This window comes from Enterococcus hulanensis (assembly GCF_005405485.1).
In the GTDB taxonomy this organism is placed as follows: Bacteria; Bacillota; Bacilli; order Lactobacillales; family Enterococcaceae; genus Enterococcus_A; species Enterococcus_A hulanensis.
This window is the reverse complement of record NZ_BJED01000033.1, coordinates 1-23079: the sequence shown is the minus strand read 5'-3', so window position 1 is coordinate 23079 and position 23079 is coordinate 1. Positions and strand designations below refer to the sequence as shown.

The 23079-nt window shown below is 35.4% G+C and carries 15 protein-coding genes; 14 read left to right on the top strand and 1 reads right to left on the bottom strand.

The genetic code is table 11. The annotated features are described in order from the left end of the window. Window positions 1-244: 244 nt before the first annotated feature. Entirely contained in the window at window positions 245-688 is a 444-nt protein-coding gene (locus FFR60_RS22000; RefSeq protein WP_137665835.1) for an Lrp/AsnC family transcriptional regulator, read from the bottom strand. 205 nt (window positions 689-893) lie between these two features. On the opposite strand from FFR60_RS22000, the gene FFR60_RS21995 reads away from it, so the two are divergent. The 14 genes from FFR60_RS21995 to FFR60_RS21930 all read left to right on the top strand — a co-directional run. Continuing rightward, the gene (locus FFR60_RS21995) at window positions 894-2087 is read left to right on the top strand and encodes an MFS transporter (RefSeq protein WP_137665834.1); all 1194 of its coding nucleotides are present in this window, start codon (window positions 894-896) and stop codon (window positions 2085-2087) included. Window position 2088: 1 nt separating this feature from the next. Then, window positions 2089-3360: a kynureninase gene (gene kynU / locus FFR60_RS21990; RefSeq protein WP_137665833.1), complete on the top strand. Its 1272-nt coding sequence runs from the start codon at window positions 2089-2091 to the stop codon at window positions 3358-3360. Between the two features lie 27 nt (window positions 3361-3387). Then, entirely contained in the window at window positions 3388-4506 is a 1119-nt protein-coding gene (gene ald / locus FFR60_RS21985; RefSeq protein WP_137665832.1) for an alanine dehydrogenase, read from the top strand. 550 nt (window positions 4507-5056) lie between these two features. Further along, a complete protein-coding gene (locus FFR60_RS21980; protein WP_137665831.1) occupies window positions 5057-5923 on the top strand; it encodes an AraC family transcriptional regulator in 867 nt (288 codons plus the stop codon). A 3-nt stretch (window positions 5924-5926) separates the two neighbouring features. After that, window positions 5927-6385, top strand: a complete 459-nt coding sequence (locus FFR60_RS21975; protein ID WP_137665830.1) for a GyrI-like domain-containing protein — start codon at window positions 5927-5929, stop codon at window positions 6383-6385. A gap of 1 nt (window position 6386) precedes the next feature. Then, window positions 6387-7319: an ABC transporter ATP-binding protein gene (locus FFR60_RS21970; protein WP_137665829.1), complete on the top strand. Its 933-nt coding sequence runs from the start codon at window positions 6387-6389 to the stop codon at window positions 7317-7319. Window positions 7320-7326: 7 nt separating this feature from the next. Continuing rightward, a complete protein-coding gene (locus tag FFR60_RS21965) occupies window positions 7327-8082 on the top strand; it encodes an ABC transporter permease (protein WP_137665828.1) in 756 nt (251 codons plus the stop codon). 309 nt (window positions 8083-8391) lie between these two features. Beyond that, window positions 8392-8859, top strand: coding sequence for a VOC family protein (locus FFR60_RS21960; RefSeq protein ID WP_137665827.1), 468 nt, complete (start codon window positions 8392-8394; stop codon window positions 8857-8859). Between the two features lie 380 nt (window positions 8860-9239). Beyond that, window positions 9240-9893 carry a TetR/AcrR family transcriptional regulator gene (locus FFR60_RS21955; protein WP_137665826.1) on the top strand — a complete coding sequence of 218 codons (654 nt, stop codon included), beginning with the start codon at window positions 9240-9242 and terminating at the stop codon, window positions 9891-9893. Between the two features lie 269 nt (window positions 9894-10162). Then, entirely contained in the window at window positions 10163-11959 is a 1797-nt protein-coding gene (locus tag FFR60_RS21950) for a SpaH/EbpB family LPXTG-anchored major pilin (RefSeq protein ID WP_137665825.1), read from the top strand. Between the two features lie 31 nt (window positions 11960-11990). Further along, window positions 11991-16829, top strand: coding sequence for a SpaA isopeptide-forming pilin-related protein (locus FFR60_RS21945; RefSeq protein WP_137665824.1), 4839 nt, complete (start codon window positions 11991-11993; stop codon window positions 16827-16829). A 1-nt stretch (window position 16830) separates the two neighbouring features. After that, window positions 16831-17538, top strand: coding sequence for a pilin N-terminal domain-containing protein (locus FFR60_RS21940; RefSeq protein ID WP_137665823.1), 708 nt, complete (start codon window positions 16831-16833; stop codon window positions 17536-17538). Window positions 17539-17756: 218 nt separating this feature from the next. Next, complete coding sequence (locus tag FFR60_RS21935) at window positions 17757-22601, top strand: SpaA isopeptide-forming pilin-related protein (RefSeq protein ID WP_137665822.1); 4845 nt, start codon at window positions 17757-17759, stop codon at window positions 22599-22601. A 1-nt stretch (window position 22602) separates the two neighbouring features. Beyond that, window positions 22603-23079 (top strand): prealbumin-like fold domain-containing protein (locus tag FFR60_RS21930; RefSeq protein WP_137665821.1); only part of this gene is annotated, 477 nt, incomplete at its 3' end.

Genomic DNA, 23079 nt, shown 5'->3' with positions numbered 1-23079 from the left:
GTCGTTGCTAAGGTTGCTAATAAACACTTGCTGAAGTATTTCGAGGTGTCATTACTTTTTTAGCGGATCAGATCGCAATTTATTTTCTTTTTTTGAGAATCTCATGACGGATTAAATGATAATCAATCGCTTAGATATTCTAACTGCTAAATCATTCTTGTTTGCTAAGAACTCCACCTTTACCGCCAAGCGAGCCCCATATCTATGACAGAATTACTTATGTCTTAGATACGGGGCTCATTTTTTATAGAAGTTCGATTAATTTTTTTCCGGTATTCTCTTCCAAAATAATCGATGTTGATACCTTGCCATATGCCATCATTGCTGCTAATAATTTTTCCACCTCAGCAATCGTCTGTGCGCGTCCTTGCATGATATAGTTTTCTTCTCCAGTGACGGAATCAATAGATAAAGTAGGATTGAGCTGGCGTGCTCTTTTTATAAATTCATTAAAGTGAATCGTTAAATTACTGATTTTTACATAGAAGGGAATACTGAAACCTAATTTACTGTAATCAATTTCAATAGTAAAATTCCGCAAAACACCGATATCAACCATTTTTTCAATTCGTCGTTTGACACTTGGCTCAGACATACTCACAGTTTTTGAAAGATCTTTGATACGCATGCGGCTATCCGCTGATAACAGTTTCAGAATTTTTAAATCAGTCTCATCAATTGTATCCATAATTGCTTCCTCCTTTTTAGGTAAAATCAGCATCAATTTATCAAAATAATTATTTTAGCCAAAAATTAAATTACTATTTGTAGTTTAAACGAAAAAAAAGAGGAAATAAACTTTTTTTAAGCATATTCAACTTATAAAGCTTTTCGCTATAATAAGCACAAGGTTTGAAAGCGCTTTTAAACTTGTTGGCGAAAGGAGGAAATAAGTGAATAAATGGATGAAATTTTTCTTGCTTTATGCTGGTGGGACGTTGATCGGAATGTCACAGTTAAAGATAGCCCCGGTCATTAACCCATTGTCTCAATACCTTCATACATCATTGACACAGATGTCTTTGTTGACCTCAGTATTTACGATTTCTGGTATCTTTATTGCGATACCAGGTGGGGCACTTGTTACTAAAATCGGTGCAAAGAAATTGTTATTAGTGATTATCGGATTATTAGCAGTGGGAAATTTTTTAGGGACAATTGCTGGTTCTTTTTCATTACTTTTATTGACTCGGATAATTGAAGGTGTTTCATTCTCGACAATTGTGATGACGGCGGTGGTATTAATCAGTTATTGGTTTAAGGATAGCCCTCATTCTGGAATGGCGATCGGTATTTTTACAACCTTTCCAGCTTCAGCCTCCTTGATTTCAATGAATTTATTTTTACCATTGTCTGAGAGATTTGGACACTTTGCTAGTTGGTATTTAATTGGTGGCTTGTCCATAATTATATGGATTCTATATTTGCTATTTCTGGATGCCCCGAAAGAGGAGACCACAGTGATAGAGGAGGGAGGAGGCTCACCCTTTAAGGTAGTCTTAAAAAACAAGACGGTATGGATATTAGGAGTTTTACAAGGATGTATGGCCTTTGTTTTATATGCTTATATTGCATTATATCCAGTTTTATTTAGTGATTATTACCATCTTTCTCAAGCAACAGCTAATTTTTATTCAGGATTATTTGGGTTGTTTGGGATTCCCTTTGGGGTGGTGGCCGGTTTTTTATTAGATCGAGTAAAGAAATCAGGTATCGTAATTTTAGTAGCCTTCACAACAATGACTTTGGCCTGTTTAGCTGCACCATTTTTAGGGGGAATAGGCGGGTTAATCATATTGCAAGTCTTCTTTCTTTCAGCCGCCGCGATGCTAGCTTCTTCTTCAATTACTATCTTAGTCCCTCGAGCAGCAGGAAAAGAGCACTTGATTGGCTATTCAATGAGCTTGGTCAATTTGTTTTATTACACAGCAATCGTAATCGGTGCACCTATCATTTCTAAAATAATTGAGAATTTTTCTTGGATAGCTGGACTATTGGTTCTGACAAGTATAGCAGTTCTCGGTGTGGGCGGCTCAATTATCTATTTATCGACAACAAAGGAATCGCTTAAAAATAGGAGGAAATAACGTGAATACAACATTTCAAACAGGTTTAGACTATGCAAAAAAATTAGATTCAAAAGATGAATTGCACCAATATCGTGAAGATTTCTTTATTCAACCAGGAGAAATCTATATGGATGGGAACTCATTGGGGATGGCTTCCAAAGCTGCTGTAGCTAGTATTGAAAAGATGATAGAGCGCTGGAAAAAAGAAGGTGTCCAAGCTTGGAATGATTTATATATTTATGGTGAAAAGATTTCAGCTTTAATGGCACCGTTGGTTAATGCGACACCGCAAGAGGTTACTATAACTGGCAGTACAACTTCCGATATTCATTCAGCATTGACAACTTTTTATCATCCTACGGAAGAGCGATATAAAATTTTGGTCGATGATTTAAATTTCCCGACAGATCGATATGCGGTTGATAGTATTGTTGAATTAAAAGGATATTCAATTGAGGAAGCTGTTAAAGTTGTTCGAAGTCCAGATGGGGAATTTATTGACGAAGATGCGGTGATTGAAGCGATGGAAGCTGATGTAGCCGTGATTTTATTACCGACTGTTTTATATCGAAGTGCTCAGATTATTGATATGAAGCGTTTAACGGAAGAAGCACATAAGCGTGGAATTATAATTGGATTTGACTTATGCCACGCGATTGGTGCAATTGAAATTGATTTTAAAGAAATTCAACCAGATTTTGCTGTTTGGTGTACGTATAAGTATCTAAACGGTGGTCTTGGATCAACTGCTGGTTTATATATCAATAAAAAACATTTTGATAAAAAACCGGGATTAGCAGGGTGGTTTGGTAATCGCAACGACACTCAATTCCAACTAAAACATCATTTTGAGCCACAACCTGATGCAAGCGGCTGGCAAATTGGTTCACCGGCAATTTTTTCAATGGCAGGTTTAGAAGGTTCTTTACAAATTTTCAATCAATTAGGAATGAAAAAAATTCGAGAGAATTCTTTGAATAAAACCGCTTATTTAATGTATTTAATCGATCAAGAATTAGCTGATTATGGCTATTCTTATGGGAATAGTACGGATGATAGAGTGCGTGGTGGACATGTATGCCTACAACACGAAGAAGCATATCGAATTGCTGCTGCATTGAGGAATAATGGTGTTATCCCAGATTTTCGTGAACCCAATGTAATTCGTCTGGCTCCAATTGCCTTATATACCTCTTATGAAGAAATCAATCTGGTTGTTCAAACGTTGAAAAAAATTGTTGCAGAAAAGATCTATGAGGATTACAGCAATACTCGTTCTTCTGTAGTGTAAGAAAATAGATTTAGAAAGGGGATATTCATGATAATAGGGATTCCAAAAGAAATTAAAAATAACGAGAACAGAGTTGCTTTGCCGCCATCTGGGGTATTCGATTTAACAAATCGAGGACACAAAGTTTTGGTCGAAACAAAGGCGGGTTTGGGTTCTTCTATTACAGATGAAGAATATGAAGAAGCGGGTGCTACAATCGTACTAGATCCGATGAGTGCTTGGGCGGCAGAAATGGTTGTGAAAGTTAAGGAGCCACTGTCTGAAGAATACTGCTACTTTCGAAAAGGGTTACTATTATTTACTTATCTGCATTTAGCGGCAAACAAATCGTTAACTGAAGCGTTATTGAAAGCAGGTGTGAATTCAATCGCTTATGAGAATGTTCAGCCTGCCGACAATTCATTACCATTACTTGCACCGATGAGCGAAATTGCTGGACGCATGGCTGCGCAAATAGGAGCAAATTTTTTGGAGCGTGTTAACGGCGGGCGCGGCGTGTTGCTTTCAGGTGTTCCAGGTGTTGCACGTGGGAATGTCGTTGTTATTGGCGGTGGGGTTGTTGGTATGAATGCTGCGAAGATCGCAGCCGGTCTTGGGGCAAATGTAACGATTATGGACGTAAGTGTATCCCGTTTGAAACAATTAGATTTGATTTTTGAAGGAAACGTCCAAACCTTGATGTCTAATAGCTACAATATTCAAGAAGTATTGAGATCGGCTGATTTAGTGATAGGTGCTGTATTGATTCCTGGTCACAAAGCACCAACATTAGTTTCAAAAGAAATGGTTGCAGGTATGCCATTCCATTCAGTAATTGTTGATGTAGCAATTGATCAAGGTGGAATTTTCGAAACAACGGATAAAGTAACCACCCATGACAATCCAACTTATCTCAAAGAAGATGTGGTTCATTATGCTGTTGCAAACATGCCTGGAGCTGTTCCACAAACTGCGACTTATGCATTGTCAAATTCAACAATGGAATACACTAATTTATTAGCAAACAATGACTTAGTGAGTTTACTAGAAAATAATTTTGCATTACGCCGCGGACTGAATACCTATGAAGGAAAGTTAACAATTGAAGCAGTTGCAAACGATTTAGACCTACCTTATACATCTGTGGACACAGTATTGGAAGGTTGATGAAAGGGTTGAAAGATATTATCAAATAAATTGAGACGTAAAGGTCAATTTCATTAACTTAAGTACATTAAAAAAATGAGAAGGTAGAGCAAAGGGAATCTTAAATTCTCTTTGTACTACCTTTTTTTCTTTCTAGAAAGTAATCAACATGACTAAGTAAACGTAGCCACCTTAGGGTTTATTTAATAGGCATACTTAGATGGTTTTTATACAACTAGAATGGAGAATCTACCCATCATTTGTTGTGTATACGCTCTTTCTAATTACACTTCAGTAATCAAACAATTGCTCAACATGAGGAAAGTTTAGTTTCCAAATATCTATCGCATCAGAATAGAATGACTATCGATTTAAAAACTATCGAAAGCAGCGTGTTCAGCATTGAGGAAAGTCGCGCAATAAAAATTTTTCGTATCTGAGCAGATTTTCATCTTACAAGCCCAATATAAAAAATAAAAGTCACAGATTTATGTTTGTTTACAAATGAGTGCATGAAATGAGAGGAATTTACTTTCTCATTTCCTTAACATATATATAAGGAGTTGAAGAAATGGAATGGATTAAAAATCTGAGTAATGTAATTGAATATATTGAGAGACATCTTGATAGAGAAATTTCCTATGAGGAAGCTGCATCAATTGCAAACAACTCAAAATATTATTTCCAGCGTATTTTTCATTATGTAACTGGTTTATCATTATCGGAATATATTCGAAGACGAAGAATGTCAGAAGCAGCTCTTGAGTTGCAGCGAACAGATATTAAAGTACTGGATGTTGCTTTAAAATATGGCTACTCTTCACCGACGGCATTTAATCGAGCGTTTAAGAGTGTACACAAAGTTTCGCCCATGAGCGCAAAGAAGAAAGGCGTAACTTTGATTTCATTTCCTCCTATAGAGTTTTCGATAAAAGTGAAAGGGGATACTCCAATGTCATACAGAATTGAAGATAAACCAGCTTTTAGAATTGCAGGATTACGATTACGTATAACAGAAGATATGGAGAAAAATCAAAAAATTATTCCGGATTTTTGGAACGAGATTGTAAAAACAAAAGAATTTTCTGAGATTTGTTTATTGTCTGAAGAAAATCCAAACGGAATTTTGGGAGTGAGTGTTTTTAAAGATCCAGATAATATTTTTTATTACATTGCTTCAGCCACAAAAAAAGATGTTTCTGAAAAGTTTTTTGTATACGAAATTCCCGCTTCAACATGGGTAATATTTGAAAACAACGGTCACTTTCGTGAAAGTGTTCAGAGTGTTTTCAATAGGTTTTATACAGAATGGCTCTTAGGTTCAGGATACATGTATGCTGAATTACCAGATATTGAGGTTTATCCGATTAAAAATGAAAAAATGGGTGAAGGAAGTACAGAAGTATGGATTTCAATAAAAAAGGATGAGGTGAATTAATAGATGAAATATAAAGTAGAAGTGAGAGTGATTGAATCGTTTCAAGTTGCTTTTATGAAATATGAAGGAAAAATAGCAGAGGCGAATGAGTTTTTTCCTAGTGTTTTCAAATCTGTTCAAGGAAAATCTAATGGAGCTCCATTATTCAATTTTCTAAAAATAAATTCTGAAAAAAAGGAAGGGATTATGGAGTTATGCGTTCCAACAAGTGAACTACCAATTGGAAACGCAATTAGAACAAAGAAGATGAAAAGTTTTAGAGCAATATGTACAACCCACATAGGATCATACGATACTTTGCAAAATGCCTATCATGCTATGTATGAGTTTGCTCAAAAGAATAAAGTTGCTTTAAGTGTTACTGGAATTAGAGAAGTATACATCAAGGGACCCGGTATGTTCTTAAAAGGAAATCCAGATAAATATATTACAGAGATTCAAATTCCTGTGGTGGAGAAATGAAATGCTAGCTATTGAAGTTAAAAACATTGAAAAAAAATATGAAAATGGAGTCAAAGCTTTGTATGGGCTAAATCTCAATGTAAAATACGGCGAAATTTTTTCTTTATTAGGTCAAAATGGGGCTGGAAAATCAACGTTAATCCGTATTCTTTCGACTTATACAAATACCACTAGTGGCAAAGTAAAAATGTTAGGTATGGATGTTGAAAAAGATGCAGAGTTCATTAGATTTCAAATCGCTTGTGTGGCTCAACAGATTTCTCTAGATACTCATTTAACTCTAAAAGAAAACATGCTATTTCAAAGTCAACTCTATCGTATACCAAAAGAAGAAGCAAAAAAAAGAATTACAAAATTACTTTATGAATTTGCTTTGACCTCGTATACTTCGTATCCAATTTCTTCCTTTTCAGGTGGAATTAAACGTAGAGCAGACATTGCTTTAAACCTAATGTCCAATCCTAAGATATTATTTTTGGATGAACCGACAGTTGGAATGGACATCCAGTCGAGACAAATAATGTGGAAGATGATCAAAAAAATCCGCGATGAGTTTGGGACAACAGTTTTTCTGACAACCCATTATTTAGAAGAAGCAAATATTTTGAGTGATACTATTTGCATTTTGAAAGATGGTAGAAATGTCATTCAAGGAACACCAGAAGAACTACGTAGTATTATTCAACAAAATTCTATCAGAATATCATTTAACGATAATCAAAAAACAAAAATAGCATACTCCAAAATAAGACTTACTTTTTTTAAAAGAAAAGTGAGATTAAACAAAGTATCTATTGATATTGAATCTTTAGATTGTCAAAGTGATCTAGAAGAAATAAATAAGTATCTTATAAAAAACTCAATCCAATTTTCCGGAATTGAAATTGTTCAACCGACGTTGGAAGACGCTTTTCTTAGGCTAACGAAGGAGTAGGAGTGAGATGGGGATTGTAGCAATATTAGCAAAGAATATCAGATGGCGATTTCATAATTCATTTACGATAGTAGTTACTATTTTACAACCGATACTTTGGTTAGTTTTATACAGCACAGTTGCTGGAAAAACTATGGAAGGCAGCGGGATAGAAAATTACACAGCATTCATTTTCCCAGGGTTAATAGTCCTTATATGCTTTTCGACTTGTAGCAGTAGTGGAATGATGAACTATATGATGAAGTCGGAAGGTAGCTTTTATCGTATTTTAATCGCTCCTATTAAACGAAGCTCAATCATACTCGGACAAGTATTGGAGTCGGTTTGCTGTACTTTTTTAGAAGTCGGAGTTATGGGGATAGTGGGATTGTTCTTTTCGGTGAGATTATTTCCAAGTATAGGTAGTGCGTTCGTTGTTATTTTACTCGTTTTCTTTACTTCATTTTTTGTGGCCTCTATCGCGTATGGAGTAAGCTTAATTCTACCAAACGAGATGATTTATGAAACGGTTATGAGTGCAATAGTTTTACCGATATTTTTTCTTAGTTCAGCACTATTTCCAATTGAAGAGTTAACAGGTATGTTGAGGATCGTAGTTTATCTAAATCCATTTACGTATGTTATCAACAGTCTTAGATCAACTATGTTATACCAAACTGGTTATCAGCAAGAAATATTTTATTCGATTATTCTACTGTTTATTTTGTCATTATTTGCTTTTTTGTTCGCTAATCGACAATTAAAAAGGGAAACAAATTTATAATCTATTTAGCTAAATAGTAAATGAAATCACGCAAATCAAGGTAGGCTATATATGTTATTGAATTATTGACTTTTCACTTGTTCAATATCTAATTTTATCGTCATTAAAAATGATCTCAAAAAGAGAAAGCCTGTATGCTAGAAAAATACTTTTTGAACCTACATCATATAGGTAGCTGAGCGAATTTCAATTCTCAAATAGTGTAATCTGTTTTCGTTTGTGGAGAGTAATAGCGCAAGTTAAAGAAATTAGTTCTGGTAAGAAGTATATTCCATGAAAATAAAAATCATAAAAAGGAGAATTAGTGAGATGAAGCTGAAATATACTATGTTAGCAGTATCAGATATAGAAAAATCGAAATTATTTTATTGGAACATATTAGGTCTTCGAACATTGTCTCATATAGAGGGTCATGTAGTTTTAACTGGCGGATTAGCATTACAAACAGACGACAGTTGGAAAGGATTTATCAAAAAAGAAATTTCATATCATGCAAATGATTGTGAAATATATTTTGAAGAAGAAAACTTTAATGAGTTTTTAGAAATATTTGAGACTAAAAGAAGTGAGGAACAAATTGAATTGATACATGAAGTTATAGAGCATTCCTGGGGACAAAAGGTGATCCGTTTTTATGATCCAGACTTCCACATAATTGAGGTAGGAGAAACTATGAAAGCTGTTTGCAAGCGTTTCTTAGGTCAAGGGAAGACAATTGAAGAGGTTGCCAAGAGAATGAATATTCCACTTAAAGCAGCCAAAATGTACGCTAAATGATCAAACAAATTTTTTCAACATGCAACAAGCACTCGCGAGAACGGAGCTCGTTGCATTTTCTTATAGAACGAAAAAGTAATCAGGTGGGATAATTTTTATTAATCATAGCTTTATATAATTTATATTTAACTTCAATATCGTTATGAAATTACTTTAATATAACTTCGTGATGTAGTATAGTTTCGAAAAGAGACTAACAGTCTGTTTTCATAAAAAGAATAAAATAAGCTTTAAACATAACCTTAACGGGAATTGTTGAAGTTGTTTTTTTATTTTGTTAGTTACTTTACTTTTATATTTTTGATATATAATCTTGAATTTAATTATTTTGTATAGTATAGTTTAAAAAAAGACTTTCAGTCTGTTTTAGGGGGTAGTTGATGAAATATAATGTTTCTAAAGAAAAAATAATGTTGATTTTAGATTATGCATCGGATTTATTTGCTGAAAAGGGGTTTGATAAGACAAGTATCCAAGATATTCAAGATGGCTTAGGCTTTTCCAGAGGGGCAATTTACCATCACTTTAAATCTAAGGATGAAATACTTCTAGCTGTTTTTGAGAGAGAGCACGACGTCTTTACCAGAGAACTGAAAGAGTTCATTAGTGATGTTCAAGGGGAAACAGGACTTGAAAAGTTAAGAGCAATTATGAACGCGTTACTATTTGATGTTAAAGGGAAAAAAATGAACTCTTTTTTCAAAGAACAAACTTCCAATAGTGATTTTATTGTTAAAAGTATTACAACCGCTATTAATGAGGATAGTCAGTTATTTCTTCCACTCATTGAAGAAGGAATAACTGATGGGTCTATCCAAACAAAGTATCCAAAAGAAATTTGCCAGTTGTTAATGCTCTACCTGAATTTATGGCTTAACGGTCAGTTGTTTCCAATGACAATTGAAGATTTAAAAGCACGAGTTACAGTAATCCGCTTGTCTTTTAATGGATTAGGCCTAGAGCTATTTAACGATCAGTTCATGGATGAACTACTTAGAAAAATGAAAGGGGGAAATGATGAAGAAGAGGAGTGATTAAAAAATGGAGTTAGTGTGAAGAAGTGATAAGTATAGTAATATGATCTACTGAAAAAATGAACAATTCTTGGGTGTAAGCTCTTTATTAATTTAGGATTTAAGACACTTTCAAAGAGAGCTATGGTAATTGTTGATTATTAATAGTAGAAAAGTTCAAAGAATTAAAAAAGGCGTAAATAAAAGAGTGCAGTGGGGACTGCAATGTAAATACTTTTATTGATGTATAGAAACAACTGGGGATAAAAAAAGGAAAAGGGGATTCTTATATGAAATCGAGACTAAAGAAGATAAGTAAAGTAATAGCAGGATTAGGAGTAATGACCTTTATCGGTATGTCCACTGGATTAGGTACAAATGCATATGCGACAGTAGATAATCCATATATTAGTGACAATGCAATATCAGATGATTCATCAGATAGAACAATAACATTATGGAAGTATGAAATTAGAAGTACTGGTGAGCTAGGAAAACCTGGCGACGGTGAGCAGTTAGATCCAAACAAAGCTCCTGATTTGGACGGCAAAAAATTAATGGGAGATGTTGAATTCGAGATTGTACGAGTGCTTCCTAGAAAAGATGAATCAGGAAACTACTATGTCTTAGATGATACGACTAAACAAAAAGAAGGAAAACACTACGATATTGATCCGGATTTTAAGGCAATTAAACAAAAAACAGGTGATTCTAAATCAGTTACTGACTTTGGTAAAACAACTTTTAACGTTGGTAAGGGAAAAGCTGGCGATGGAATATATCTAATACGAGAAGTACCGAATGAATCAGGAGACTATACGTACACTGATGAGGAGGGTAACACTAAGAAGATTGCGTCTCCAATGCAGGCATTCTTCGCGTATCTTCCTCAAACTAAGCGTGATGATACTAGTAAACTGATTTACGATGTCCACGTTTATCCGAAGAATATTGTAAATGATACATCCGCAGATAAAACCATTGACGGTCAAAAAGGAACATCCATAAAAGCAGGACAACCATTCCAATGGGAGGCAACAGTAAAACTTCCAACAGGACTATACAGTCACATTACTGAAGACATGACTATTACTAACCGATATGACAAAGATGGTAAACCACTTGATGATTTACCGGTAAAAGCTCCATTCGATTTATATGCAGATTATTTCTACATTGAAGATGAGTTGAACCAAGCACTGCATTTAGATGATGTAGAAGTTGAAGTATTTGATGGAACAAATTGGGTAAAATTAACTCTTTCTAATGATTACAGAGTATATAAAAATGATGAGCTTGTTGAAAGTAGCCCAATCACAAGTCCTAGTGGTGAACTGACTAAAATTCGCATTGAACTGACAGAATTAGGAATGGAAAAAGTTGAAGGGAAATACACAGATATCCGAGCTATTTTCCATACACACACGGATGTTGATTTCAACGGTGTGATCGAAAACACCTTCAAGACTGGTTATTTAATTCCGGGGCAAAAACCAGTAGATACTCCTAGTGAGAATAACCCAGAATATTTTAATGGTGGCTTTGAGATTGAGAAGACTGAAGAAGATAAAGGGAAGGTATTAGCTGGAGCAGAATTTCATATTGCTACAAGTGACAAGAATGCTAGAGAGAAAAACTTCTTAGCGTCAGACGGAAAATCTTACACTTTAAATAATGATGGCACGGCTACTCCAGAGTTGCCAAAAGATGTGAAGTTCTTGAAAGCTACAACTGATGAAAATGGAAAAGCAAAATTTGATGGGTTAGCACTTGACTGGTTTACTGACAAGAACGGGGACACGATTCAAAATAAAGATGAGCCTACCTGGGAGCATGCAGAAATTCAACGAAAATATTGGTTGATAGAGACCAAGGCTCCAGAAGGCTTTGAATTATTGAAAGACCCAATCGAAGTTGTTGTAAAACTTGACCCGAAAGAAGTAACAATTCATGTAGAGAATAAAACAAAAACAAAATTACCATTTACAGGTGGCGAAGGAACAATGTTAATTATCATTATTGCAGTAGCTGCAATTACGATTGGTACAGTCACGATCATGATTGATAAGAAACGCCGACAAGCTTAAAAAGAGGAAGGGAAGGAAGGACAGTAAGGTTATGAAAGAAAAATTTACCAAGATAACAATAATTGCAGTCCTTCTTTTCTTTGCTTTTTTTGGAGGAGTAGTAATTATGGTAGTGACTTCTGCCAGCTCATCATTGCATGCTGCTGAAGAGTCATTGTTATTCCAAGTGGAAAATGAAGAAGGAAGCCAGATAGAAGACACTAAAACCGATAATGAATCTGAGATCCTCCAACTCACAGCAAATGAAAAAGGACTCTTTGAAATACCTTATGATGAGAGTTTTTTTGTTGAACCTTTGAACGAAGAAAAAGAAAAAGTATCTATTCCAACTTTTAGCAAAGAAGAAATTTCAAAACAAGACATTATTAAGAAAGTATCTGAGAAAGAAAGAGCTTCTTCTGAGGAAAAAGATTCCTATGGTTGCATTCAAGTAGAACAGACTGCTAACAAAGGAACATTCTATTTTGATTTGTCCCAAGGAGAAAAAATATGGATACACATACAAAGGAATAAGCCATCAAAGATAAATGTCATGGTATCGGATTTTCAAAATCCGGAACGTACTCAGTTAATGATTCAATTTGAATCATACGAGGAAATAAAAAATGCATCGGTAACTTCAGAACAAAATATGGAAACAGAAATCACTTCGGAATCAAAAAGTAGCCAGAAAAATAATGAAAAAAGTCCTTTAGTTATTGAAGATAGAAATAAATCTTTAGAAAAAGAGACTATCTCAAAAGTAGAAACTAAAGAAACAGATAAAACATTAAAAGAACTTATTGAAGAAAATTATGGAGTAAAGGACTCCTTGAAAAAACCTTTATATTATGGTGAAAGTTTAAGTCAAGATTCAAAAATGGAAGATGAAAGTGACCCGATTATTGTTCGGGAGGCTAAACTTTCTGTAAAAACAGGAACTAAAAATTTTGATCCCAATGATAATCCTGGGAATGACTCGTCAGAAGATAATAATATTGTACGTTCATTTGACCAAGTAAGTTATTTATTGTCGTTCTCAATACAGAATACTACTTTGACAGATAGATTTACTGATATTCGTTATCGAGTAAAAGCTAAAATGCCAAATGCAATTGAAATTAAAGATGGTAACCCAAAGAACAATGGAGAGATTGCTAATGGAATAAATATAGCTAATGGAGATGGTACCGAATATTCGGAAGGGATTATGGAATCCACTATAAGTGACACAGGGCAATTGTTTATACCGATAATTATGAATGTCTTCAGTGCTGATCATGGTGATAAATTGCAGCCAAGTATAACTTTGGAAATTGTGGATGCTAAAAATGTATCTACAGGTGAAACGGAAACTTTTAACAAAGAGTATACATCAGAACAATTTGAACAGCTAAACCCACCAATTACGATAGTATCTGCAAAGCCCTCAATAACTGCGCAACTTGTTAGAGGAAATGTTGAGTCAGGAAAAGTAATGTTTTCTGATGTAGATGCTGTTAATCAATCAACTCTTGATGTAGCGGTTGTAACTATGCTTACTCCATTAAATGGAAGAGGCGTCAATGGAAAAGGTGAAAAAGATTTTCGTGGAACCATGTTTCCAAAAGGAAAAATCAGTTATCGAATTAAAGGAAAAGGCTTTTATGATAAAAACGAAACTACAACGTATTTGTCCGAATCTAATTATGATTCAGTTTCAGCAGTTTACTACTCGCCATCCGAATTTGATAGAACTAAAGCCCCATGGCAAATAACACCATATGGTAGCAATATTAAAAAAATAACGAGTGAAAATTTTAGACCACAACTCATTTCCAATAAATTACAAGCACCAAATGCGAATACTGAGAAAATTCACTCAAAGCAACCAACCAGTGGATTTCAGGAAATTGGAGTTTATAATTCGGGGTCATTCACTGCAAAAGGGAGTTACACTACAGAAGTTACAAATGAAAATTATGCTAGGGTTTACAATCCCTATACATACAATATGCAAGGGACTAAGTATGTTTCCGATGTGAAACCTTTTTCTAGCTTTGAAATTTTTTATCATTGGAATAAGACACGATGGCAAGCTGATGCAATAAAGAATGGTTGGAAAAATTATGGGATTGAATTCTCTATTGATGAAATTTCGTATGACGGCTTCACTACCCCATCTAAGTCTCAAATAAATTTTCGTGATAAAACTTATGGTCCTTACGGACAAGCAACAGTTGTAATTAATTTTCGTAAAGAAGTGTATAACGATGATGGTTCAATGAAGTGGGGTGGAAATGAATACTCGTTAGATTCAAGTACTAATAGTGTGACCAGTAATACTGGTCAAGCACATGTTCAAATGGGAGAAAAGTTATATTTATCTGGTGTCATTGTTGCAAATTCTGCAATGGTTTCCGAAACAGAACAGATGTTAGTGTTTAGTCCTAATACCTTCAAATTTGACTCATCCAGAAAATTTGAAGATAGTAAGAAATCTCCAGTTTTAGAACAACTAAAGGGAACAGTTTTTGGAGTAGCCAAAGAACAGAAAAATGAGAATCCGCCATTAGAATTTGAGAATATTGATGTGCAAAAAAAATTATATACATGGTATGAAAGTCCTAGTGAAGCAGAAGCTAAGGGGAAAATTTCTGCTGTATTATATAAACGAAAGCTCTCTCCTCCTGGAGCAATGGGAAACATTTCAGCTGTTCCGTTTACTGTTGTTGGAAATCCTGGAAGTACTGATTCCAATGGTAAACCTAATGTTTTAATAGCTTTTTCAAAAGTAACTTCTAGTACTGGAGATGTTAGATATGAACCACCGCTAAACAAAAAATACACCTATACCCCGACAGTTTTTGATGCCAATGGAAATCAAAAAAAAGCAGATAGTATAAATAACTCCGGGTATAAATCTTGGGCTACTTCAATCTATGTTGATTCATTTGGGATAAATACAAGCACCAAGATTAAAAATACAATATATGAGGCTTCAGATGATACGGATATAAGAATAAGAGGAGATTTAACAGGATCAAGCTCCGTTGAATATAGCGGCTCATTAACTAGTACATTACCTAAAGGTGTTTCATATAAGTCAAAAACATCAAAAGATGCGACTGGAAAATCTATCCCTGAACCTTCAATAGATAAAAAAAGTGATGGAACTAGTGTACTAAAATGGTCATTTACTGATATGTCTCTGACTGAAGGGGTCGAAGTAAACTTCAAAGTTACTAATAATATAGGCGATATGTCATTTGAAGAGGACGGGATTTCTGAAGAATTAACAGTTAAAACTATTGGTGAGATGTGGAAGAAAAATGATACTTCAGTCAAAGATAATCGGCCAGAAAGGATACGGTCCTCAACAGATTCTTATAACATTAAATTAAACCAAAAGGTTATATTAAGTAAAAGTACTGACAATATCAATATCGAAGCTGGTGAGAATGATCCCTTAGGGGAAGATTGTTCTATCACTTATACTGTTTCATTAGTAAATGAAAACACGACACCAATTGCTAATGTGTGGGTAAAAGATGTTCTACCTTATGATGGGGACTCTAGAGGGTCGTCTTTTAAAGCAAATTACACTACAGAATCAATCAAAGTAGATAGTATTAACAAAGTCAATATAGCTTATAAAAATGAATCACTTGATGAAAATTCCGATCCCAAAAACATTGAGGGTGGTAATGAATACCTGCCTGGCATTACTCCGATCGACAATATTAAAAACGCTAAATCTGTATGGGTTCATATACCCAAAGTTGATGTGGGTGAAAAAGTAACATTGACCATTAAAATCAGATTATCTGATCAAACGCCTGGAGACGTATTAATCAATAATTCAACAATGAATTCTGATTTGGACTTACAAGTGACATCTCAACCGGTTCGTACCACAGTTTATGGTAGAGATTTGACTGGTTATGTTTGGTATGACGATGATTATGATGGTTTGATGGGCAATAAATCAGACGGTACATCAGAGGATTCAGTAAGCAATATTCCTGTAAAGTTATACCGAACAAGTCAATCAGATCCTAAATATAAAGATCAGCCTGTAAAAGAGAGTCTGACTGGGGAAGCATTTATCGATAACTCTGGAAATTCTTTAATAAAGACAGGTTCAGATGGTAAGTACAAATTTGAAAATCTTCCTGAAGGGGAGTATGTTGCTGAATTCATGGTAGATGATATCGTTGTGACTCGAAAAGTTGCGATTGTCACGAAACAGATACAGGGGACTGGTGAATACGATCCACTAAATTCAAAAGCCGATCCAGCAGCTCCTTTCAGAACACCAGAAAAAAATAAAGCTGGCGAGTCGTTCTATGTTCACCCAGAGTTGAAAGATCTACCTGCAATTCTGACAGGTACTGATAAGGTGCAGCATATCACTGACGTGAATGCTGGTTTGACTCGGTTATCGAAGATTCGTCTCTTTAAGTATGAAGAAGGTACAGCTATTGACAGTAACGACGATGGTAAACTCAGTGAAGCAGAAATTGAAGCTTCTGCAAAACCTTTAAAAGATGCCGAATTTGACATCTTCAAGGGGGATAGTACCAAAGAAGAAGATAAAGTTGACCATCAGAAAACAGATAGTAATGGTTGGCTTGAATTTGAAGGATTAGTACCTGGTGAATATACTCTAGTCGAAACAAAAGCACCTGAAGGATTTGAGTTACTTAAAAATCCAATTAAGGTCAATATATCAACATTTAATTCAATCACCAAGGTTCACGTCTCAAATGGTGGGAAAACAAAATTACCATTTACTGGTGGAACGAGAGCAATGCGTATTATCTTGATCGTATCTGCTTGTCTATTAGTAATTGGGATGACAGGAATCTTTCTTCATTTTCGGTCAATCAAAGTTAAGGGAGAAAACTAGCATGAAGAAATTTCATCGTTTGGTATTTTGCTTGTTTGCTTTCTCTCTGCTTGTTACCAGTGGGGTTACTTATTATGCCGAAGCAGCAACACCAGAAAGCTATGGTTACAGTATTTTCATACAAAAATACAAAATCGAAGATATTGCCAAAATTGCCGACGCGTTGCCATTAGATGGAACAAAGGCGGATCAAATTAAGGATGCAGATGGGAAGAACCTTGAGCCACTACCGGGGATCTCCTATGAAATCACTAGGGTGACATCAAACCAAGGGAAATCCGGCTTTGAACCTGTTCAAGGAGATAGCGCATTTTCTACAACTGTTACCACCGATGAAAATGGTCTGGCTCATGCTGGAAATTTGGTTCAAGGGATGTATCAAATCGTGGAGAAAGAACACACGAAGCTGAAGGCTGTCATGAATCCAGTCATTGTGGAGCTACCTTTCCCTCAACAGACCGGGGAATCTTTGAATGAGGTCTACATCTATCCGAAATCCAGTATTATGGGCGAGATTCCAAAATTGCCTGTAAGTAAAGGCGCAGATGGTCAACTTATCGAAGTCAATGAAAAAGGCGAAATCAGGAAATTGCCGCAAACTAGTGGAAATATCGGAACAACTCAAGTACTGACGTGGATTCTAGTGATGATTATGGTTATGGGGTGTATTGGAATAATCAGTATTTATCGTAAGAAAGATATTTTTTGAGGTATTGAAATCGTGAATTATCATTGAAAAAAGAGTTGTGGAGAGCTACTAATCAGTACGTGAGATTTTTTGCAAATTTTTTTTGCCAAAACTAAGGAAGTGTCATAAAAAATTGAGAGCAAATCAGTCCTTTTTCAAGGACTGATGGAATAAATCTATTGTGACTGATAAGGAATGCCAACAAGCTTAAAACAGGAGGGAAAGAAGGTATTGATATTATGAATGAAAAACAAAAAAAATATATAATTGCAATCCTTCTTTTCATTGTTTTTTTCGGGGGAGTAATAATTATCGTGGGTACTTCTATTGGTACGATATTACATGCTGCTGAAGAGACTTTATTATTCCAAGTAGAAAATGAAGAAGGAATCCAGATAGAAAACGATAAAACCAAAAAAGAATCAGAGATACTCCAATTAACGGCAAACGAAATGGGACTTTATGAATTGCCTTATGATGAGAGTTTTATTGTTGAACCTTTGAATAAGGAAAAAGAAGCGATAGCTATTTCTGCATTTAGCAAAGAAGAGATTTCAAAACAAGACATTGTTACAGAATTATTAGAGAAGGAAGCAACATCTTCTGAAGAAAATGGTTCAAAAAATTCTTACGGTTGTATTCAAGTAAAAGAAAATGAGGGCAAAGGAAAATTCTATTTTGATTTGTCCAAAGGACTGAATATATGGATACGGATACAAAGGAACGAAGAATCAAAGATAAATGTCACGATATCGGATTTTCAAAATACTGAACGTAATCAACTACTACTTCAATTTGAATCAAACCAGGAGATATTAAATGAATCGATATCTCCTGAGCGAAAGAAAGAAGCAGTTTTTCCTTCGGAATCAAGAAGTAATCAGGAGACTAAGGAAAATAATGAAACGAATTCTGATGGTAAATATGAATCTATATCCAAGGTAGAAACAAAAGAAACAAATAAATCATTAAAAGAACTTACCGAAGAAAGCTATGAAGTAAAAGATTCCTTGAAAACACCTCTATATTTTGGAGAAAATGAATTTCAAAATATAGATTCAGAATTCAAAGGTGAAAGTGATCCAATTATTGTTCGGGAGGCTAAACTTTCTGTAAAAACAGGAACAAAAAATTTTGACCCCAATGATAGTCCAGGGAATGACTCATCAGAAGATAATAGTATTGTACGTTCATTTGACCAAGTAAGTTATTTATTATCTTTTTCAATCCAGAATACTACTTTGACAAATAAGTATACAAATATTCGTTATCGAGTTAAAGCTAGAATGTCAAATGCAATCGAAATTAAAGATGGTAATCCAAAGAATAATGGAGAAATTGCTAATGGGACTAATATTGCAAATGAAGATAGTTCTGAGTATTCAGAAGGTGTTATGGAATCTACTATAAGTGATACTGGTCAACTGTTCGTTCCAATAATCATGAATGTTTTCAGCGCGGATCATGGTGATAAATTGCAGCCAAGTATTATTTTAGAAATTGTAGATGCTAAAAATGTATCTACAGGTGAAACGGAAACTATTAACAAAGAGTATACGTCAGAACAATTGAAACAGCTTGAACCACCGATTACAACAGTATCAGCTAAACCTTCAGTAGCTGTTAAATTAGTTAAAGGAAATGATGCTTCTGGGAAGGTTATTTTGTCTGATACCGATTCATTAAATCAAGCAACACTAGATATAGCAGCTGTAACAGTATTACAACCATTAGCTCTAAGAGAAGCCAAAGATTTTCGCGGTAGTATGTTTCCAAAAGGAAAAATAAGTTACCAGATTAAAGGAAAAGGATTTTATGAAAAAGGCGGAACAACGACATATTTATCCGAGACTGGCTACAATTCAGTTTCAGCTGCTTATTACTCACCTTCTGAATTTGATCGAGTAACTGCTCCTTGGGAAATAACACCATATGGTAGTAATAATAATAAAATAACAAGTAAAAACTTTAGACCACAACTTATCTCAAATAAATTGCAAGCACCCAATGCGAACACTGGCACAATTTTCACATCACAGCCAGTAAATGGATTATCTGAAATAGGTGTTTATAATTCCGGCTCTTTTAATGTAAGAGGAAGTTATACAACGGATATTGAAAATACAGGTTATGCCAGAGTTTACAATCCTTATACCTATAGTATGCAAGGAACTAAGTATGGAAATGATACAAAACCTTTTTCTAGTCTAGAAATTTTATATCATTGGGATAAAACTAGATGGCAATCAGATGCAAAAAAAAATGGATGGGTAAATTACGGTATTGAATTTTCTGTAGATAAAATTTCATATGATGGAATTACTACTTCTTTGGAATCCAAAATAAAATACAGTGAAAATACTCAGGGGTGGTACGAACAAGCTGTAGTAGTAAAAAAATTTTTAAAGGACAAATACAAAGAGAATGGAATATTAGATGGAAGTGATGGGAATGCAGTTTCCTTAGATATAGGAACAGATAGTTTATCTGGTAACACAGGGCAAGCACATGTACAAATGGGTGAAAGACTATATTTAACCGGAATAATTGTGGCCCATTCTGCAGTGGTTAGGGAAACAGAGCAGATGTTAGTTTTTAATTCAAATACGTTCAAATATGATGGTTCTAGAAGAACTGAGGACGAAAATGCTTTGTCACTCTCGGAACCTTCAGCTACACAATTTTTTGGTGTAGCCAAAAAATTATCAGATGAGAGTCCTCCATTGGAATTCGGTACTATTGATGCACAAAAAGAACTATATATATGGTATGACTCTTATAAAGAAGCAGAGTCGAAAGGGAAAATTTCAGCAGTTTTATTGAAAAGAACCTATTCACCCGCAAGACCAATGGTAATGGCTTCAGCAGTTCCTTTTACTGTTATAGGAAATCCTGGGAGTACTGATTCTAAAGGAAAACCTAATGTTGTATTATCTCTTTCAAAAGTTACTTCTAGTAGCGGTCTTGTACACTATAGACCACAACAGAATAAAAACCATAAATATTCACCAACAGTTTTTGATGCCAATGGAAATAGAGAAACTCCACACAGCATGAATAATGGTGCTTCTTATGCTGCTTGGGGAACATCAGTATTTGTAGAATCATTTGGAATTTCGACAAGTACAGATGTAAAAGAACCCACTTACGAAACCTCAGATGAAGTGGAAATAAAGATAAGAGGTGATTTAGCCGGATCTAGTTCTGTTGACTATAACGGATCTTTATCTACTATCTTACCAAAAGGAGTCTCATACAAGTCAAAAACATCTAAAGATGCAATGGGGAAAGTATTACCTGAGCCTTCGATAACAAAAAAACCTGATGGAACGACTTTATTAAAATGGTCATTTACTGATATGCCTCTGACTAAAGGAGTCGAAGTAAACTTCAAAGTTACTAATAATATAGGCGATATGTCATTTGAAGAGGACGGGATTTCTACAGAATTAACGGTTAAAACTATTGGTGAGATGTGGAAGAAAAGTGATTCCTCGGTCAAAGATGGCCGTCCAGAATCGATGCGTTCCTCAAAAGATTCGTATAATGTTAAGTTAAACCAAAAAGTCATATTAAGTAAAAGTGCTGATAAAACAAATATTGAAGTTGGTGATAATGATCCTTTACTTGGGGATACCTCTATTACTTATAAAGTTCTCTTGGTAAACGAAACTGTATCACCTATCTCTAATGTTTGGCTGAAGGATGTCTTACCATATGATGGAGACTCTAGAAATAGTTCATTCAAAGGTAGTTACAATATAGAAGAAATCAAAGTAGATAGTATTAGCAGTGTAAATATATCGTATAAAAATGAATCACTTGATGAAAATGCTGATCCAAGAAATATTAAAGATGGTATTGCCTATGTTCCAGGGACAACACCAGTAGAGAATATAAAAAAAGCTAAATCTATCTGGTTTCATATGCCGAAAATGGTCGTAGGTGAGAAAGTTACCTTGACTATAAGAATAAGATTGACAAATCAAAAACCTGGAGACGTATTAATCAATAATTCAACAATGAATTCTGATTTGGACTTACAAGTGACATCTCAACCGGTTCGTACCACAGTTTATGGTAGAGATTTGACTGGTTATGTTTGGTATGACGATGATTATGATGGTTTGATTGGCAATAAATTAGACGGTACATCAGAGGATTCAGTAAGCAATATTCCTGTAAAGTTATACCGAACAAGTCAATCAGATCCTAAATATAAAGATCAGCCTGTAAAAGAGAGTCTGACTGGGGAAGCATTTATCGATGACTCTGGAAATTCTTTAATAAAGACAGGTTCAGATGGTAAGTACAAATTTGAAAATCTTCCTGAAGGGGAATATGTTGCTGAATTCATGGTAGGTGACATTGTAGTGACGCGAAAAGTGGCAATCGTTACTGAGCCATTGAAAGGAACAGGCGAGTATGATCCATTGAACTCCAAAGCAGACCCTAATACTTTCAAGACACCAGAAAAGAATGAAGCTGGTGATCCGTTTTATGTTCACCCAGAATTGAAAGATTTGCCTGCGATTCTGACGGGGACTGATAAGGTGCAACACATCACTGACGTGAACGCTGGTCTGACTCGTCTTTCCAAGATTCGTCTCTTCAAATACGAAGAAGGAACGGTCATTGATGCTGATGGAGATGGGAAATTAAGTGATGAAGAAATTGAAGCCAGTACAACAAATGCCTTAGAAGGTGCCGAGTTCCAATTATACAAAGGCAAAAGCGATGATCCAAACACCATCAAGGATGAAAATAAAGTTGGAACGGTTAAAGTTACAGACGAGCATGGGTGGTTAGAATTTGAAAGCTTACCACCAGGTTTCTACACGATCGTCGAAACCAAAGCGCCAGCTGGCTTTGAATTACTGAAAAATCCGATTGAAGTGGAAGTCCCAACGTATAACTATATCGCGATCGTCCATGTACCGGATAGCGCGCAAACTAAATTACCATTCACCGGAAGTACCAAGGCCATGCGGATCATCTTGATCGCAGCCGCGGTATTGATGGTTGTCGGGATGACAGGCGTCTTCCTGCATTTTCGACCAATTAACGTAAGGGGAGGAAAATAAAATGAAAAAACTACGTCGTTTGTTGTTCGCTTTGTTTGTTTTCTCTCTGATCGTTGGTGGGGTGGTTCGTGCTCATGCCGAAGCAGAAGCCGCAGAAAATGCGGGGTACAGTATCTTCGTGCAAAAATACAAGATCGAAGATATTGCGAAGATTGCCGACACGATGCCTTTAGATGGAACGAAGGCGGACCAAGTCAAGGACGCGGATGGCAAGAACCTCGATCCATTACCGGGGATCTCCTATGAAATCACGCGTGTGACACCGATCCAAGGCGCGTCAGGCTTTGAACCCGTTCAAGGGGATGGCGCATTTACAACGACCGTGACCACCGATGAAAAAGGGCTGGCCCATGCCGGGAATTTGGTGCAAGGGATGTATCAGATCGTGGAGAAAGAACACGCGAAGCTGAAGGACGTCATGGAACCAGTCATTGTGGAGCTGCCGTTTCCGCAACAGACTGGTGAACCCTTGAATGAG

Excerpts from the sequence above, each read along its gene's own strand:
- FFR60_RS21955 (WP_137665826.1), top strand. The coding sequence starts at position 9,240 with ATGAAATATAATGTTTCTAAAGAAAAAATAATGTTGATTTTAGATTAT.
- FFR60_RS21980 (WP_137665831.1), top strand. The coding sequence starts at position 5,057 with ATGGAATGGATTAAAAATCTGAGTAATGTAATTGAATATATTGAGAGA.
- FFR60_RS21945 (WP_137665824.1), top strand. The coding sequence starts at position 11,991 with ATGAAAGAAAAATTTACCAAGATAACAATAATTGCAGTCCTTCTTTTC.
- FFR60_RS21970 (WP_137665829.1), top strand. The coding sequence starts at position 6,387 with ATGCTAGCTATTGAAGTTAAAAACATTGAAAAAAAATATGAAAATGGA.
- FFR60_RS21940 (WP_137665823.1), top strand. The coding sequence starts at position 16,831 with ATGAAGAAATTTCATCGTTTGGTATTTTGCTTGTTTGCTTTCTCTCTG.
- FFR60_RS21960 (WP_137665827.1), top strand. The coding sequence starts at position 8,392 with ATGAAGCTGAAATATACTATGTTAGCAGTATCAGATATAGAAAAATCG.
- FFR60_RS21935 (WP_137665822.1), top strand. The coding sequence starts at position 17,757 with ATGAATGAAAAACAAAAAAAATATATAATTGCAATCCTTCTTTTCATT.
- FFR60_RS21950 (WP_137665825.1), top strand. The coding sequence starts at position 10,163 with ATGAAATCGAGACTAAAGAAGATAAGTAAAGTAATAGCAGGATTAGGA.
- FFR60_RS22000 (WP_137665835.1), bottom strand. The coding sequence starts at position 688 with ATGGATACAATTGATGAGACTGATTTAAAAATTCTGAAACTGTTATCA.
- FFR60_RS21975 (WP_137665830.1), top strand. The coding sequence starts at position 5,927 with ATGAAATATAAAGTAGAAGTGAGAGTGATTGAATCGTTTCAAGTTGCT.
- ald (WP_137665832.1), top strand. The coding sequence starts at position 3,388 with ATGATAATAGGGATTCCAAAAGAAATTAAAAATAACGAGAACAGAGTT.
- FFR60_RS21965 (WP_137665828.1), top strand. The coding sequence starts at position 7,327 with ATGGGGATTGTAGCAATATTAGCAAAGAATATCAGATGGCGATTTCAT.